The sequence below is a fragment of the Aquitalea sp. ASV15 genome, assembly GCF_016429115.1.
GTDB classification, from domain to species: domain Bacteria; phylum Pseudomonadota; class Gammaproteobacteria; order Burkholderiales; family Chromobacteriaceae; genus Aquitalea; species Aquitalea magnusonii.
In genome coordinates, this window is the sequence record NZ_JAELTZ010000009.1 from 100,880 (window position 1) to 117,071 (window position 16,192).

The 16,192-nt window shown below is 64.5% G+C and carries 13 protein-coding genes; 11 read left to right on the forward strand and 2 right to left on the reverse strand.

The features are described from left to right. Nucleotides 1–2 precede the first annotated feature (2 nt). Nucleotides 3–1,481, reverse strand: a complete 1,479-nt coding sequence (gene nusA, locus JHD64_RS06040; protein ID WP_110313242.1) for a transcription termination factor NusA — start codon at nucleotides 1,479–1,481, stop codon at nucleotides 3–5. Between the two features lie 51 nt (nucleotides 1,482–1,532). Beyond that, a complete protein-coding gene (gene rimP, locus JHD64_RS06045; RefSeq protein ID WP_059286748.1) occupies nucleotides 1,533–1,961 on the reverse strand; it encodes a ribosome maturation factor RimP in 429 nt (142 codons plus the stop codon). Nucleotides 1,962–2,268: 307 nt separating this feature from the next. Here rimP and JHD64_RS06050 point away from each other — a divergent pair, with 307 nt between their 5' ends. The 11 genes from JHD64_RS06050 to JHD64_RS06100 form a co-directional block, all read left to right on the forward strand. Continuing rightward, entirely contained in the window at nucleotides 2,269–3,948 is a 1,680-nt protein-coding gene (locus tag JHD64_RS06050; RefSeq protein WP_199052593.1) for a long-chain-fatty-acid--CoA ligase, read from the forward strand. A gap of 135 nt (nucleotides 3,949–4,083) precedes the next feature. Continuing rightward, complete coding sequence (locus JHD64_RS06055; protein ID WP_199052594.1) at nucleotides 4,084–5,241, forward strand: PilT/PilU family type 4a pilus ATPase; 1,158 nt, start codon at nucleotides 4,084–4,086, stop codon at nucleotides 5,239–5,241. A gap of 15 nt (nucleotides 5,242–5,256) precedes the next feature. Next, on the forward strand, nucleotides 5,257–5,607 hold the full coding sequence (locus tag JHD64_RS06060; protein WP_199052595.1) for an ArsC family reductase: 351 nt from the start codon (nucleotides 5,257–5,259) through the stop codon (nucleotides 5,605–5,607). Further along, nucleotides 5,604–6,734: a succinyl-diaminopimelate desuccinylase gene (gene dapE / locus JHD64_RS06065; protein WP_199052596.1), complete on the forward strand. Its 1,131-nt coding sequence runs from the start codon at nucleotides 5,604–5,606 to the stop codon at nucleotides 6,732–6,734. Before JHD64_RS06060 ends, dapE begins: the two co-directional genes overlap by 4 nt. A 358-nt stretch (nucleotides 6,735–7,092) precedes the next feature. Further along, nucleotides 7,093–9,063: an SPFH domain-containing protein gene (locus JHD64_RS06070; RefSeq protein ID WP_199052597.1), complete on the forward strand. Its 1,971-nt coding sequence runs from the start codon at nucleotides 7,093–7,095 to the stop codon at nucleotides 9,061–9,063. 9 nt (nucleotides 9,064–9,072) lie between these two features. Then, nucleotides 9,073–10,053 carry an SPFH domain-containing protein gene (locus tag JHD64_RS06075; protein ID WP_199052598.1) on the forward strand — a complete coding sequence of 327 codons (981 nt, stop codon included), beginning with the start codon at nucleotides 9,073–9,075 and terminating at the stop codon, nucleotides 10,051–10,053. Beyond that, nucleotides 10,053–11,093, forward strand: coding sequence for an SPFH domain-containing protein (locus JHD64_RS06080; protein WP_199052599.1), 1,041 nt, complete (start codon nucleotides 10,053–10,055; stop codon nucleotides 11,091–11,093). The genes JHD64_RS06075 and JHD64_RS06080 overlap by 1 nt, the downstream gene beginning before the upstream one ends. Beyond that, nucleotides 11,090–13,018, forward strand: coding sequence for a cation-translocating P-type ATPase (locus JHD64_RS06085; protein WP_199052600.1), 1,929 nt, complete (start codon nucleotides 11,090–11,092; stop codon nucleotides 13,016–13,018). The genes JHD64_RS06080 and JHD64_RS06085 overlap by 4 nt, the downstream gene beginning before the upstream one ends. 96 nt (nucleotides 13,019–13,114) lie before the next feature. Further along, nucleotides 13,115–13,744: a MarC family protein gene (locus JHD64_RS06090; protein ID WP_059287557.1), complete on the forward strand. Its 630-nt coding sequence runs from the start codon at nucleotides 13,115–13,117 to the stop codon at nucleotides 13,742–13,744. Between the two features lie 224 nt (nucleotides 13,745–13,968). Beyond that, nucleotides 13,969–15,309 (forward strand): cytochrome c oxidase accessory protein CcoG, encoded by a 1,341-nt coding sequence (gene ccoG / locus JHD64_RS06095; protein WP_199052601.1) that lies wholly within the window; start codon nucleotides 13,969–13,971, stop codon nucleotides 15,307–15,309. Nucleotides 15,310–15,336: 27 nt separating this feature from the next. Further along, on the forward strand, nucleotides 15,337–16,192 hold an 856-nt coding region (locus JHD64_RS06100), incomplete at its 3' end, for a PLP-dependent aminotransferase family protein (protein WP_199052602.1).

The following is a 16,192-nucleotide window of genomic DNA, read 5'->3' on the forward strand; positions in this document are numbered from 1 at the left end:
CCTTACTGGTTGAACCAGTGTTCGCGCGCTTTCATGATGATTGCACGTGCAGCTTCAGCTTCAATGCCGGTCATGTCCACCAGATCGTCGACGGCCAGATCGGCCAGATCATCTCGCGTGGACACGCCGTTTTCGGCCAACTTGCGAACCAGCTCGGCGTCCAGACCCTCGATATCCTTCAGGTCTTCGGACACACCTTCGACTTTCTCTTCGGACGCAATGGCCTGGGTGAGGATGGCGTCACGTGCACGGCTACGCAGCTCATTCACCAACTCCTCGTCAAAACCGTCGATCTCCAGCATCTCGGCGATCGGCACATATGCCACCTCTTCCAGGGTGGCGAAACCCTCTTGCACCAGCACCGTGGCGGTTGCTTCGTCCACGCTCAGGCACTTGACGAACAGATCACGCAATTGCGCGTCTTCCGCCTGGTGTTTCTCTTCCGCTTCGGTAACCGTCATGATGTTGAGGTACCAGCCAGTCAGCTCGGCAGCCAGCTTCACATTCTGGCCGCTGCGGCCAATGGCCAGCGCCAGCTGGTCTTCCTCGACCACCACATCCATGCTGTGGTTGTCTTCATCGATCATGATGCGGTTGACTTCGGCCGGGGACAGCGCGTTGATCACGAACTGTGCCGGTTCCGGCGCCCACAACACGATGTCGATGCGCTCGCCAGCCAGCTCCTGGGTAACGGCCTGGACGCGGGAACCGCGCATGCCGATGCAGGTGCCTTGCGGGTCGATGCGGGCATCGTTGGCCTTGACGGCGATCTTGGCGCGCAGACCGGCATCGCGGACGGCTTCCTTGATCTCCAGCAGGCCTTCTTCGATTTCCGGCACTTCCAGCTCAAACAGCTTGATCAGGAACTGGCTGGACGTCCGCGACAGCACCAGCTGCGGACCACGACCCATGCGGTCGATGCGCAGCAGGAAGGCCTTGACGCGGTCGCCCACGCGCAGGTTTTCCTTCGGAATCATCTGATCGCGAGGCAGTACGGCTTCCAGCTTGCCGCATTCGATGATGGCATTGCCACGCTCGATGCGCTTGATGGTGCCGCTGACCAGGTGTTCGCGACGCTGCAGGAATTCATTCAGCAGCTGTTCGCGCTCAGCGTCGCGGATGCGCTGCAGGATGACCTGCTTGGCAGTCTGCGCACCGATGCGGCCGAACTCCACCGCTTCCATCGGCTGTTCGATCACGGCACCCACTTCGATGCGCGGATCATCGTCACGCGCGTCGGTGATGGTGATTTCACGGCTTTCGTTTTCGATCAGCTCGTTCTGCACCACCGTCCAGCGGCGGAAAGTCTGGTACTGCCCGGTATGGCGGTCGATTTCGACACGCACATCCATTTCGTCATCGGTAAACTTCTTCTTGGTTGCCGAAGCAAGCGCCATTTCAAGGGCGGAAAAGACCACGTCCTTGCTGACGTTCTTTTCGCTTGCCAGGGCATCAACCAGCAACAAAATCTCGCGACTCATGCATTCCTCCGAATTTTTGTCCTTATGCGTGGCGTCAGAGCCCGCCTCCGCTCAAAACTCAGGCTCCAGCCTGGCTTTGTCGATATTGGTCAGGGCAATTGCCACGATGCGGCCGCCGTCCACTTCCAGCTTGACGGCGCCATCTTCAACCCCGGCAAGACGACCGGCAAACTTCTTTTGCTGCTCGACCGGCATGCGCGTCTTGATCTTGGCAAGCTGTCCGGCAAAGCGCACGAAGTCGGCCTCTTTCTTGAGAGGACGATCCAGCCCCGGGGAGGAAACCTCGAGCCGTTCGTAATTAACGTTTTCAACCGTAAACAGACGGGTCAGGTGGTTGCTTACCAGCACACAGTCTTCCACCGTGATACCACCGGGCTTGTCCATAAACACGCGATAACCGCCACCCTGGGTCATTTCGAAATCGACCAGCTCATAGCCTAGACCTGGCAGGGTGTTTTCCAGCAGCAAACGAACATCCATTGCTTCTTTCCACAAATAAAAAATGGGCGAAACGCCCATCCCTAAACATCGCGATTGTAACCCATTCCCGCGAAAAAGAAAACCGAAGCCTGTCAAGCCCCTACCCGCCGCCGTCGCGCACAGGTTCTGTGCTTTGCGCGAGTTTTTCACATACTGTAAATTAGCCGCAACCCGACGGAGTGCGGGTATATAAGAACGGGCGCAATGTCCGGTCGAAAATTCAGAAACAAATATATAGAAGACGCTCGCCAGCACGACCAGCGCCGGCGCGGCACTCTCGAATCAGCACGATGGAGAAACCCTAGATATGGAAAAGGTTTGGCTAAAGAATTACCAGCCGGGGGTAGCACACGAGATCGACATCAACCAGTTTCAGTCGATTGTCGAGGTGTTTGATCGCAGTGTAACGAAGTTCCGCGACCGGCCAGCCATGGCCAATATGGACAAGGTGCTGAGCTATGGCGAGCTGCAAGCGCTGACGGTGCAGTTCGCTTCCTTCCTGCAAAACACGCTGCAGCTGCAAAAAGGCGACCGCGTGGCCGTGATGATGCCCAATCTGCTGCAGTACCCGGTGGCCGTGTTCGGCACACTGCGTGCCGGCGGCACCGTGGTCAACGTCAATCCGCTGTACACCCCGCGCGAACTGGAACACCAGCTTAATGATTCGGGTGCCGAGACCATCGTCATCCTGGAGAACTTCGCCAATGTGCTGCAAGACGTGATCGGCCGCACCAAGGTCAAGAACGTCATCATTGCCTCGATTGGCGACATGCTGGGCTTCCCCAAGCGGCTGCTGGTGAATTTCGTGGTGCGCAAGATCAAGAAGATGGTGCCGCCCTGGAATCTGCCCGGCCACATCCGCTTCAACGATGCCCTGGCCGCCGGAGCGGCACAGAGCTTCAAGCCGGTGCAGATCGGCCACGAAGACATCGCCTTCCTGCAATACACCGGCGGCACCACCGGCATCTCCAAGGGTGCCATGCTGGTTCACCGCAACATCATCGCCAACATGCTGCAAGCCGGCAGCTGGGTGAAGGCGGTGGCGCGCGAGGGGCAGGAAGTCATCATCACCGCCCTGCCGCTGTACCATATCTTTTCGCTGACAGCCAACCTGATGGTGTTCACCGAGCTGGGTGCGCTGAACGTGCTGATCACCAATCCGCGCGACATTCCGGGCTTCGTCAAGGAAATCAAGAAATACCGCGTCACCGCCATGACCGGGGTGAATACCCTGTTCAATGCGCTGCTGCACAATCCGGACTTCCTGACGGTCGACTTCTCCAGCTGGCGGCTGGCGCTGGGCGGCGGCATGGCCGTGCAGAAAGCCGTGGCCGACAAGTGGAAGCAGGTTACCGGCGTCACGCTGGCCGAAGCCTATGGCCTGACCGAAACCAGCCCGGCCGCCTGCATCAACCCGCTGGACATCAAGGCCTATAACGGCACCATCGGCCTGCCCGTCCCCTCCACCGACATCGAGATTCGCGGTGCCGATGGCCAGGCACTGCCGCAGGGCGAACAGGGCGAGCTGTGCATCAAGGGCCCGCAGGTGATGAAGGGCTACTGGAACCGTCCGGACGAAACCGCCAAGGTTATCGACGAGCGCGGCTTCCTGGCCACCGGCGACATGGCCATGGTGACGCCGGACGGCTTCGTCAAGCTGGTGGACCGCAAGAAGGACATGATTCTGGTATCCGGCTTCAATGTTTACCCCAATGAAGTGGAAGACATCGTCGCCAGCCACCCCGGCGTGCTGGAAGTCGCCTGCATCGGCGTGCCGGACGACAAGTCCGGCGAGGTGGTCAAGGTATTCGTGGTGAAGAAAGACCCGGCGCTGACGGAAAAGGATGTCATCCATCATTGCCGCGAAAACCTGACCGGTTACAAGGTACCCAAGATGGTGGAGTTCCGCAGCGAGCTGCCCAAGACTAATGTCGGCAAGATCCTGCGCCGCGCCCTGCGCGACCAGGAAGTCGGCAAACAGGCCTGAGCCATCCCAGCCCGCCCCGGCGGGCTTTTTTCTTGCTGGCTGTCGCTCGGCGCCGACTGCAGGCACAATACGGCTATAACAAGGACAGCGTGCTGTCCGCCACAACACATCTCTTGCATATCGGGAAACCCAACCATGCTGATGCTGCCGTTCTTCAAGCTGATGGCCGACAAACAGGCCAGCGACATCTTTTTCACCGCGGATGCCCCGCCACAGATCAAGATCGACGGTGTGACCCTGCCGATCAACGACAAGCCGCTGTCCGCCGACATCGTGCGCCAGCTGGCCTACAGCCTGATGAACGAGGTGGAAATCGCCACCTTCGAGCGCGAACTGGAAATGAACTTCGGCCGCCTGGTCGACACCCTGGGCAACTATCGCGTCAACATCTTCAAGCAACGCGGCACGGTGGCCATGGTGGTGCGCTTCATCCGCCCGAGGATTCCGTCGCTGGCCGAGCTGAACCTGCCGGATACGCTGCAGGGGCTGGTGCTGCAAAAGCGTGGCCTGATCATCGTGGTGGGTGCCACCGGCAGCGGCAAAAGCTCCACCGTCGCCTCCTTGCTGGAACATCGCAACCAGACCCAGTCCGGCCATATCCTGACCGTGGAAGACCCGATCGAATTCGTCTACCGCCATCAGAAATCCATCGTCAACCAGCGTGAAATCGGCGTGGATACCTTTTCCTACCAGAACGCCCTGAAGAACGCCATGCGCGAAGCACCGGACGTGCTGATGATCGGCGAGGTCCGCGACGCGGAAACCATGACCCACGCCATCAACTATGCGCAGTCCGGTCACCTGTGCCTGAGCACCCTGCATGCCAACAACAGCTATCACATGCTGAACCGCGTCATCAGCATGTTCCCCACCGAAAGCCGCAATGCCCTGCTGATGGACCTGTCGGTCTCCCTGCGCGCGGTGATTTCACAGCGGCTGGTCCCCACCAAGGACGGCAAGCAGATCCCGGCGCTGGAAATCCTGATCAATACCCCGCATATCGCCGAGCTGATCCGCAACGGTGAGGTGGACCAGATCAAGGAAGCCATCGAAAACAGCATGAGCGAAGGCGCACAGACTTTCGAACAATCACTGTTCCGGCTCTACCAGCAAGACCGCATCCTGCTGGACGATGCCTTGAAAAATGCCGACTCGCCCACCAATCTGTACTGGCTGATCAACCATGCGCAGAACAAGCAGGCGGAAACGCAAACAGCCCGCAAGCAACAGCCGGAACGGCAGGACAGCGACCACACTGCCACCAGCTTTGACGGATTCACCCTGGATTTATAAAACAAGCACACACACATGATCACCCTCTACGGCATCCCCAATTGCAATACGGTCAAGAAAGCCCGCCAGTGGCTGACCGATCATCACATCGACTTTGCCTTTCACGACTTCAAGAAACAGGGCGTGACCGCAGCCCAGCTGCAAGCCTGGATCGACGCCATCGGCCTGGACAAGCTGATCAACCGCCAGGGCACTACCTGGCGCGGCCTGTCCGACGAACTGAAAGCCCAGGCCAGCAGCGCTGAAGGGGCCATTACCGTGCTGCTGGCACAGCCGTCCATCATCAAGCGTCCGGTGCTGGAACGCCCGGGCAAGGTCAGCGTGGGTTTCAACGAAGCACAATGGGCCGAGGAGTTTGGCGCATGAGCAAGACACTGGAGCTGACCTGCGAACTGATCCGCCGCGACTCGGTCACCCCGCGCGATGCCGGCTGCCAGCCACTGCTGGCCGAACGCCTGCAGGCACTGGGTTTTGTCATTGAAAACATGCGCTTTGGCGAGGTGGACAATCTGTGGGCGCGCCGCGGCAACAGCGGCCCGCTGCTGTGCTTTGCCGGCCATACCGACGTGGTGCCAAGCGGCCCGACCGAACAGTGGGACAGCCCGCCCTTCGAACCGCGCCAGCGCAACGGCCTGCTGTACGGCCGCGGTGCCGCCGACATGAAAGCCTCGCTGGCAGCCTTCATCACCGCCATCGAAGCCTTTGTGGCGGATCACCCGCAGCACGGCGGCAGCATCGCGCTGCTGCTGACCTCGGATGAAGAAGGCGTGGCGACGGATGGTTCGGTCAAGGTGGTGGATACACTGGAAGCACGCGGCGAGCTGATCGATTACTGCATCGTTGGCGAACCCACCTCGGACCAGCAACTGGGTGACACCATCAAGAACGGCCGCCGTGGTTCCTTGTCAGGCCGGCTGGTGATCCACGGCATCCAGGGCCATATTGCCTATCCGCATCTGGCCAAGAATCCCGTGCACCTGATGGCCCCGGCGCTGGCCGAGCTGGCCGCCACCGAATGGGACCAGGGCAATGCATTTTTCCCGCCCACCAGCTGGCAGGTGTCCAATATCCACGCCGGCACCGGTGCGGTGAACATCATTCCCGGCCTGTGCGAAATCCGCTTCAATTTCCGTTTCAGCCCGGAAAGCACGGTGGAGTCACTGAAAGACCGAGTGCATGCCATTCTGGATCGCCACGGCCTGGGCTATGAATTGCACTGGTCGCTGTCCGGCCTGCCCTTCATCACCGCCCCCGGTGCCTTGACCGATGCGCTCAGCAGCGCCATCCACCAGGTCACCGGACAGAATGCGGTGCTCTCCACCACCGGCGGCACCTCCGACGGCCGCTTCATCAAGCGCATTACGCGCGAGCTGGTTGAGTTTGGCCCGGTCAATGCCACCATTCACAAGCTGAACGAGTGTGTGGAAGTGGCCCACCTGGAGCCGCTGGCAGCCATCTACCAGCGCACACTGGAACAGCTGCTGCCAAACTGAAACAGCCTGCGTAGCGCATCGCTCAGGGCGGCGGCGCAGCCGGATAGCACAGCGGACACGCCGGATTACCGCATTTCAGCGCGTACTGCCTCAGCAGACGGTGCAACTGCCCGGAAGGGTTGAGACATTGGTATGATGCTGCCGCCGCCGGCTGCGCCACCGCGGCCGGCCCGACCTGCTGCGGCGGTGGTGCCGCAGGCAGGCTGGCCGCGCATGCGCCACCGGCCAGCAGCAGGAAACACACGCTGTGGCAGTGCGCCTGTGTCATGATTCGCTCACCTTTTTTTCGGCCTATCATTCCGCACAGTGTAGCATTGCCAACACCAGCAGCAGCCCAGATCGCCCCCCAAGCCGGAATATGAAGACGCCAGCCACCCCTCCACCCGTTTCTGCCGACTGCCACCACGAACGGCGCAGTCGCGGCGGCAGCCTGCTGGCCATGCTGGCGGCACTGGCCTGCCTGCTGTGCAGCCTGCTGCTAGCCGAGTGGCCGGCGCGGCTGTTGTGGCTGAGCGACGCAGCCTCACTCGGCCTGCTGGCCGGCCTGCTCAATGCGGCGGCCAGCCGGGCGGGCTGGCGCCGGCGCCACCAGGGCGCTGCCGCGCTGCCTGTGCTGCCCTTTGCCCGGCCCGCCTGGCTAGCCCTCCACCCGCGCCGCAGTACCACTTCCTACCAGCAGCACCAGCCACTGCGCCGGCTGTTGCTGTGGCCACGTCTACGGCGGCTGATCGGCCGCCACTGCGGCTGGCCGGTCATCTGGCAGGCACTGGGCAGCCTGCTGGCCCTGCTGCTGTCGCTGCTGCTGGTGCAGGCCGACCTGAGTGCCGCCACGACCAGCGGCATCAGCCGCCCGTCGCTATTGCTGCCGGGGCTGTGCGGACTGCTGGCCGCCTTTGCCTGCCTGCTGCTGGAACGCAGGCTGGCACAGGAAAGCGCCACCGACTGGCCGGAGGCGCCGCTGCTGCTTACCCTGTCACGCGCCATCATTCTTGCCCTGCTGCTGCCTGCGCTGTGCGGGCTGGGGCTGATGCTGGGGCTGGACTGGCTGTTGCCGGGCCTGCCGCTGGCTGGCTGCTGGCTGCTGCTGCTCAGTGCCGAACTGCTGCTACGCGCCCTGCTCAGCGGATTCCGCCCCTACCACCGGCAGCAGGCCACACCGCCGGCCTTCAACAGCCTGCTGGCCTCGCTAATGCAGCGCAGCAACCCGGCGCAGCGGCTGCGCCGGCAGCTGCAACAGGGACTGGGGCTGGAATTGCGCCACAGCTGGGCATTGCGCTTTCTCGGCACTGCCCTGCGCCCGCTGGCCGCCGGCTTGCTGCTGTGCGCCTGGCTATTGAGCAGCCTCAGCATCATTGGCACCGACCAGCGCGGCATCTATCAGCGCTTTGGCGCCGCCGTGGCGGTGTGGCCGCCCGGCCTGCACCTGGGTCTGCCGTGGCCGCTGGGCCGCGTCAGCTTTATCGAGAACGGCCAGGTCCATCAGCAGGCCAGCACCTTGCTGCCCGACGATGGCGGCCAGAACGCCAGCGCCGGCAATAACCGCCTGTGGGATGGCCAGCACCGCGCCGAAAGCATGCAGCTGATTGCCAGCGGCCGCGGCAGCAGCCAGTCCATCCAGCTGATGGGTCTGGATGTGCGGCTGGTCTACCGCCAGGGGCTGCGCGATGAAGACGCGCTGGCGCTGTACCGGCTGAGCGATGCGCCGGCACTGCTGCACAGCCTGGCACAGCAGACCATGCTGCATTACTTTGCCGGCCAGCAACTGGATCAGCTGCTGGGCGAGGGGCTATCGGCCACCTCCCTGCAACTGCGCAACCGCATCCAGCAGCAGCTGGACCGCTCTGCCGCCGGCATCGAGCTGCTGGCCGTGGTCATACAGGCCATCCACCCGCCAGCCGCCGCCGCCAATGCCTATCATGGCGTGCAGGCCGCGCAGATTCTGGCCCAGGCCAATGTGGCGGCCGAGCGCGCCCAGGCGGTGCGCAGCCACAGTGCCGCCGTGCAGGCCGCCCTGCGCCAGAGCGCCGCCGCCAGTGCGGCCGCCGCCGAGCAGCTGGCCGCCAGCCGTGCCGATGCCATTGCCTTCCAGGCCGACCAGCAAGCCTACCAGCTGGCGGGCCAGACCTTTTTGCTGGAGCGCTATCTGCATGCACTGGCACACGGGCTGAGCCATACCCACCCGCTGATCATCGACCACCGCATCCCGGCCGCCGCGCTGCCCACCATCGACCTGCGGCCGGCCGGCACTGCGCCGACGCTGCCCGGCGTCGAAGTCAAGCCACCACCTGCTACCGGCGCTGCCGCCCGTGCGGCGGTGCCGCACCCATAGGAGTCCGCCTTGGACCATTCCGCTCACCATCATCATCACAGCACGCCGCCGCTGCCACCCCGCAGCCTGCGCTGGCGGCAGCTGGCTGCCGTGGCCGTGCTGCTGCTGGCAGCCCTGGCCAGCTGCCTGCTGCAAGTCCACTCCGGCGAAGCCGTGGTCATCACCCGCTTTGGCGACCCGGTACGCGTGCTGCTGCAACCGGGCCTGGCATGGCGACTGCCACCGCCGCTGGAAAGCGCCATCGCGGTCGACCTGCGCCTGCGCACCACCTCCAGCGGCCTGCAGGATGTCGGCACCCGCGACGGCTTGCGCGTCATCATGCAAAGCTATGTGGCCTGGCAAGTGCCGGCCGATGCCACCCACATCACCCGTTTCCTGCGGGCGGTACAAAACCAGCCGGAAGAAGCCGCACGCCAGATTGCCACTTTTGCCGGTTCGGCCATGGAAACCGGCAGCAGCGGCTTTGCCCTGTCCAGCCTGGTCAATACCGATGCCAGCCAGCTGCGCATCAGCCAGCTCGAACAGCGGCTGCGCCAGCAACTGGCGCCGCAACTGCTGACCAGTTATGGCGTGCGGGTAGTGGATGTCGGGCTGGAGCGGCTGACACTGCCGGCAGTGACGCTGGATGCCACCGTGGCACGCATGCGGGCCGAGCGCGACACCATCGCGGCGGAACGCACGGCCAGCGGCAATGAAGAAGCCGCCGCCATCCGCGCCAATGCCGCACGTGATGCGCGTATCCGTCAGGCCGATGCCAGCGTGGCCGCCGCCCAGATCGAAGCCGGCTCACGGGTGGAAGCAGCCCGCATCTACGCCGCGGCCTACCAGCGCGCACCCGAGCTTTACAAGACACTGCGCTCGCTGGACACCCTTAACGGCGTGGTCAACAACTCGACCCAGCTGGTATTGCGCACCGATGCCGCGCCCTTCCGCGCACTGGTGGACGGCCCGCCGGGGCTGAGCGCCAGCAAGAGTGCAAAGGGCCGCTGATGTTGCATGCCGAGCACACTGCCAGCCCGCTGGAACAATCGCTGCGCCTGAGCTACCGCCTGCTGCTGGGCCTGACGCTGCTGGCCGGGCTGGCCTGGCTGTTTGGCCATATCCGGCCCATTCCGGCCGACAGCCAGGCTGTTGTCCTGCGCTTTGGCGCGGTCGAGCGGGTACAGCATGCCGGGCTGCTGCTGGCCTGGCCCAGCCCCATCGAGGAAGTCCTGCTGCTGCCGGCCGGCGAACGGCTGCAGCAGCGCCAGATCAGCGGCCTGGCACGCAACGCCCATGCGCTGGCACTGGATGGCGCCGGCACCGCGCTGCGGCAGATGGGCGACGAACTGGCCGGCTCGGGTTATCTGCTGAGTGGCGACCTGGGCGTGGTGCAGCTGAATGCCACGGTCTACTACCAGATTGACGATGCCATGGCCTATGCCGTGCAGGGCGAACAGGCGCTGCCGGCGCTGGACCGGCTGGTCAGTGCCGCCGCCCTGCAACTGAGTGCCGGGCGCGATCTGGACAGCATTCTGGTCAGCCGCGGCAGCACCGCCTCCGGCCAGCTGGCCATACAGCGCGAACGGCTGCGCGCCGAACTGGTGGCGGCCGCCAACCAGCGCCTGCAGTCACTGCGTCAGCGCGGTGTGGCACTGGGCATCCGCATCGTGCGCATCGACCTGCTCTCCGCCCTGCCCCACCAGGCGCAGGCGGCTTTTGATGCGGTACTGACCGCCGACCAGACCGTGGAACGGCAGCTGGCACTGGCGCGCACCGCGGCCGCCCAGCAACAGCAACAGGCCAGCGCCGCCGTCAGCAGCATGCTCAACAACGCCCGCGCCCGCGCCAATGAACGGCTGGCACTGGCCCGCAGCGAAACCAGTGAAATCAGCGCACTGGCCAGCCACATGCAACAGAGCGACGGGCCGGAGCTGCTGCGCCAGCTCTACCGCAACCGGATACAGGGCGTGCTGGCCAAGGCCGGCCAGCTCAGCACCATTGACCCGGACAGCGGCAGCCGGCTGATCCTGCCAGGAGTCCGGCCATGAGCCTGTGCTGCACACCGGGCGGCAATGGCCTGCTCAGCCCGGCCGAGCAAAAGGGGCTGGGCCGGCAGCTGCTGCTGGCCATGAGCGCGGTCGGACTGTTGCTGCTGGCAGCGTACTGGCGCTTTGCCGTGGACAATGGCAGCGCCCTGGCGCAATGGCTGACCGCCGCCGCCGCCCTGCTGATGGCGGGACCAGCCTTGCGCGCCGCCTGGCGCAGCCTGCAACACCCTGACCTGCATGGCATGACCGACCTGCTGGTGGCGCTGGCCATCATCGGTGCCTGGGCCAGTGGCGACACCCTCAGTGCCGCGCTGCTGCCCATCCTGATGGTAGTGGGCCATGTGCTGGAAGAGCGCAGCCTGCTGGGTTCGCAAGAGGCCATCCAGGCACTGTCCACGCTCACGCGCAGCCGCAGCCGCCGCCTGCTGGCCGATGGCCGCCACGAGGACGTCGACAACAGCCAGCTGCGTAGCGGCGACTGTGTGGAAGTCCGCCCCGGCGACCGCATCCCGGCCGACGGCATGGTGCGCCAGGGCCACTCCAGCCTGGATACCTCGGCCATCACCGGCGAATCCCTGCCACAGGATGTGACGGCAGGCAGCCAGGTGTATGCCGGGGCGCTCAATCTGCAAGGACGGCTGCTGGTGGAAATCAGCCAGGTGGGCGAGCAGTCGGCCCTGGGCCGCATCACCGCCCTGATGCGCGAGGCCGAAATGGCCAAGCCGCCAATCACCCGGCTGGTGGAAGGCCATGCCGGCGCTTATCTGGGCCTGGTGCTGGCGCTGGCCGCGCTCAGCTGGTTTATCAGCCGTGATACCCAGGCCATGCTGGCGGTACTGGTGGCCGCCTGCCCCTGTGCGCTGGTGCTGGCCACACCGGCAGCAGCGGTCGCCGGCGTGGCGGTGGCGGCGCGCCATGGCATCCTGATTCGTGGCACGGCTTTTCTGGAAGAACTGGCCGATGTCTCCGCGCTGGTGATCGACAAAACCGGCACCCTCACCAGCGGCCAGCTCAGCCTGCAGCGGGTGGAAGTGCTCGACGCCGGCCCGGGGCCGGACATCCAGCTGCTGGCAGCCAGCCTGGGAGCCAGCAGCAGCCACCCGGTCAGCCGGGCGCTGGCAACGCTGGCCGGCACACAGCCGCTGCTGCCACTGACTGCCGTGCAGGAGATGGCCGGCATGGGCTTGCAGGCCGGCACCGCCTGGGGGCAGGCCGTGCTGGGCCGGCCGGCCCTGCTGCAGCAGATGGGCATCAGCCATCTGCCACCGGCGCGGGGCGCGGCTTCACTGGTCGGGCTGGCGCTCGATGGCCGCTTGCTGGCCTGGTTTCATCTGGCGGACACGCCACGCCCGGAAGCGGCAGAGGCCATGCGCCAGCTGCGGCAGCTGGGCCTGCAGCGCCAGCTCTTGCTGACCGGCGACCACGCCGCCGCGGCCGAACCGCTGGCGCAGGCACTGGGGATAGAACGGGTGGTCGCCCAGGTATTGCCGGCAGGCAAGCTGGCCACGGTACAGGCGGAAATCCGTGCCGGCTACCGCCCGCTGGTGGTGGGCGATGGCATCAATGACTCGCTGGCGCTCAAGGCCGGTGCCGTCGGCATTGCCATGGGGGCACAGGCGGCCGACATTGCGGTGGCGGCAGCCGATGTGGTGTTGATCAGCAAGGATCTGCGCCGGCTGGCCACCGCCATCCGCCTGAGCCGGCAGTGTCGCCGCACCCTGTCGCTCAATGTGGCACTCGGCCTGGGCTGGACCGCCCTGCTCACCTTGCTGGCGGCGCTGGGCCTGCTGGGTACGGCCGGGGTCTTGCTGGCGGCACTGCTGCATAATCTGAGCAGCCTGCTGGTGATGGCCAATGCCGGACGGCTGCTGCGCTTTCAGGACCGGCTGCCCGCGCTGACCGTCCCGCCGGCCGGCACAGGATGACCAACCGCATGGCAGGCCATCCCTGGCGCAAGCCTGCAGCTTTGCGTCCCGGCCATGAATGCCAGCGGGCTCACGCAGACTTACCATAAGGCCACCATGGAACTCGAAATCGCCAAAATCTTCATCGCCCTGCTGGTGCTGGTCAATCCGCTGGGTGCCATTCCCATCTTCATCAGCCTGACGCCCAACGCCAACCAGCTGGAGCGCAAGCGCATCGCCAAGACCACCACGCTGGCGGTGGCGGTGGTGCTCTGCCTGTTTGCCGTGGTGGGCGAAACCCTGCTGCACTTTCTCGGCATCAGCATCGGTTCCTTCCAGGTGGGGGGCGGCATGCTGGTGATGCTGATTGCCATCGCCCTGATGAATGCCCAGCCGGCCCCCACCAAGACCACCAAGGAAGAACAGTCGGAAGCCGAAGCCAAGACCAATATCGCGGTGGTGCCAATGGCCATTCCGCTGCTGACCGGTCCCGGCACCATTTCCACCGTCATCATTTATGCCTCCACCGCCCACTCCTGGGTGCAGGTGGTGTATCTGCTGATCAGCAGCCTGCTGGTGGCCATCACCTGCTATGGCGCACTGGTGCTGGCCTCCCCCATCAGCCGCCTGCTGGGTCAGACCGGCATCAATATCGTCAACCGCGTGATGGGCATGTTGCTGGCGGCAGTGTCGGTGGAAATCATCGTCGATGGGCTGTACCGGCTGTTTCCGCAGCTGTCACGCTAAAGTGCCCGCCAGATTGGCCGCATCTGGCGCACTTGATCTGGCGCAAACCATCTGTATCGAATCTGTCATCACCCGGCCATGACCAGCGTCTGGCAGGACGTGACAAGCCATTGATATACAAAGACCATCTGCCATCTGTGCATATAAACAGGCTGGCAACTGTGCATTGTCTGTCATGGTGACAGCGCCTACAAAGTGCGGGTTATCTTTCCGGACCCAGCACCATGACCCAGCCCGTCCCCATCAAGATTTATCCGCGCCTGACCCGTGGCCGTTTCAACACCATCCGCGTGACCCTGGTCATCCTGACCCAGCTAGTTTTCCTCGGCCTGCCCTGGCTGCGCTGGAATGAGCGCCAGGCGGTGCTGTTTGATCTGGATCGCCACCAGTTTTTCATCTTCGGTGCCAGCTTCTGGCCGCAGGATTTCGTCTATCTGGCCGCTTTGCTGGTGGTCAGCGCGCTGGGGCTGTTCTGGTGGACCACGCTGGCCGGTCGATTGTGGTGCGGTTATGCCTGTCCGCAAACGGTCTACACCCAACTCATGCTATGGGTGGAACGGCTGGTATTGGGCGACCACAAGGCCAGACGCAAGCTGGACGCCGCCCCCAACAGCGCCGGCAAACTGCTGAAAAAGGGGCTGGCCCACGGCCTGATGCTGCTGTTTTCGCTAGGAACCGGCTTTTCGCTGGTGGCCTACTTCACGCCGGCTAGCGAGCTGGCCGGCAGCCTGTGGCAGGGAACGCTGGGGCCGTGGGAAAGCTTCTGGATCTTGTTCTACGCCGCGTTTACCTATCTGCTGGCCGGGCAACTACGGGAAAAAGTGTGCACGCACATGTGCCCTTATGCCCGCTTCCAGGGCGCCATGTTCGATCGCGACACGCTGATCATTTCCTACGACAGCCAGCGTGGCGAACCGCGCGGCAAGCAGGCGGACAAGTCCGCCGGCGGCTGTATCGACTGCGGCATCTGCGTGCAGGTCTGCCCTACCGGCATCGACATCCGCCACGGCCTGCAATACGAATGCATCGGCTGCGCCGCCTGCATCGATGCCTGCGATCAGGTGATGGACCAGCTGCATGCGCCGCGCGGGCTGATCCGCTACACCAGCGCCGCCGCACTGGAAGGCCAGACTGACAGCAAGCCGGCCTGGCGTCGGCCGCGGGTGCTGTTTTACAGCGGCCTGCTGCTGGGCATCAGCCTGCTGTCGGTGGTCAGCTTTCTCAACCGCATTCCGTTCAAGGCCGACATCCTGCGCGACCGCGCCAGCCTGGTGCGGGAAACCGACGATGGCTGGCTGGAAAACAGTTACAGTGTGCGGCTGATCAACAGCAGCGAGCGGCCGCAGCGCTTTGTCATCAGCGTGGAGGGCCTGCCGGGCATCCGGCTGGCGGCCAGTACCCAGCCGGTGGCCCTGGCGGCCACCGCCACCGAAACCATAGGCTTGCGAGTCCAGGTGGAGCCGCAGTACGCTGCCAGGGGCGCGCATGACATCCGCTTTGTCATCCGCTCGCTCGACCAGCCCGCTCATGTGCTGCAGGAAAAAAGCAGCTTTATCGGCGACTGAGCCCCCTACCATGCGAGTCCTTCATTCATGAGTAAAACCCTGCAGCTGGCGCAGCTGTTCCGCCATGCCATCGAACAGGGCCAGCTGCGCGCTGGCGACCGCCTGCCCTCCTTGCGCCGGCTGTGCCAGGATCACGGCGTCAGCCTGACCACGGCCCAGCGCGCCTACGCCGAACTGGAAAGGCAGGGCTTGCTGCAAGCGCTGCCGCGCTCCGGCTTTCGCGTCTGCACACCGCCCGCCGCCTTGCGCCCGGCCGAACCGGCCAGTGACGGCGTGCTGCGCATGGAGCACCTGACCACCGCCCTGCCCATGCCCTGGGGCTGTCCCTTCATCAATCCGGCGCTGATCAATACCACCCAGATGAACCGTGCGCTCAGCCGTGCCTTGCAAGACTACCGCGCCGCGCTGTCCAGCACGCCGGTCGAGGGCTACGCCGGCTTGCGCCGCGAACTGGGCCTGCATTATCTGAGCCAGGGCGTGAGCCTGGCGGGCGACGAGCTGCTGATTACCTGCGGTGGCATGGAGGCGCTGACGCTGGCCATGCGCGCTGCGGTCAGCGCCTCTGGCAGCCACAGCATGGTGGTGGTGACCCCGGCCTTTCCTGCGGCACTGGACCAGCTGCGCCATCTGGGCATCAGCATGCTGCCGCTGGCGCTGTCCGAGCAAGGCAGCCTGGACCTGGACGCACTGGCGGCCCTGCTGCAGGCGGAACGCCCGGCCGGCATCGTGCTGATGGCCAATTTCCAGCACCCCACCGGCCTGATCATGCCGGAAGCGCAAAAACGCGCGCTGGTGGCGCTGGCCGAGCGCCACCGCGTGTGCATCATCGAGGATGACACCTACCGCGAGCTGTATTTTGGCAAGCAGGGGGCCAGCCCGCTCA

Excerpts from the sequence above, each read along its gene's own strand:
- nusA (WP_110313242.1), bottom strand. The coding sequence starts at position 1,481 with ATGAGTCGCGAGATTTTGTTGCTGGTTGATGCCCTGGCAAGCGAAAAG.
- rimP (WP_059286748.1), bottom strand. The coding sequence starts at position 1,961 with ATGGATGTTCGTTTGCTGCTGGAAAACACCCTGCCAGGTCTAGGCTAT.
- JHD64_RS06050 (WP_199052593.1), top strand. The coding sequence starts at position 2,269 with ATGGAAAAGGTTTGGCTAAAGAATTACCAGCCGGGGGTAGCACACGAG.
- JHD64_RS06055 (WP_199052594.1), top strand. The coding sequence starts at position 4,084 with ATGCTGATGCTGCCGTTCTTCAAGCTGATGGCCGACAAACAGGCCAGC.
- JHD64_RS06060 (WP_199052595.1), top strand. The coding sequence starts at position 5,257 with ATGATCACCCTCTACGGCATCCCCAATTGCAATACGGTCAAGAAAGCC.
- dapE (WP_199052596.1), top strand. The coding sequence starts at position 5,604 with ATGAGCAAGACACTGGAGCTGACCTGCGAACTGATCCGCCGCGACTCG.
- JHD64_RS06070 (WP_199052597.1), top strand. The coding sequence starts at position 7,093 with ATGAAGACGCCAGCCACCCCTCCACCCGTTTCTGCCGACTGCCACCAC.
- JHD64_RS06080 (WP_199052599.1), top strand. The coding sequence starts at position 10,053 with ATGTTGCATGCCGAGCACACTGCCAGCCCGCTGGAACAATCGCTGCGC.
- JHD64_RS06085 (WP_199052600.1), top strand. The coding sequence starts at position 11,090 with ATGAGCCTGTGCTGCACACCGGGCGGCAATGGCCTGCTCAGCCCGGCC.
- JHD64_RS06090 (WP_059287557.1), top strand. The coding sequence starts at position 13,115 with ATGGAACTCGAAATCGCCAAAATCTTCATCGCCCTGCTGGTGCTGGTC.
- ccoG (WP_199052601.1), top strand. The coding sequence starts at position 13,969 with ATGACCCAGCCCGTCCCCATCAAGATTTATCCGCGCCTGACCCGTGGC.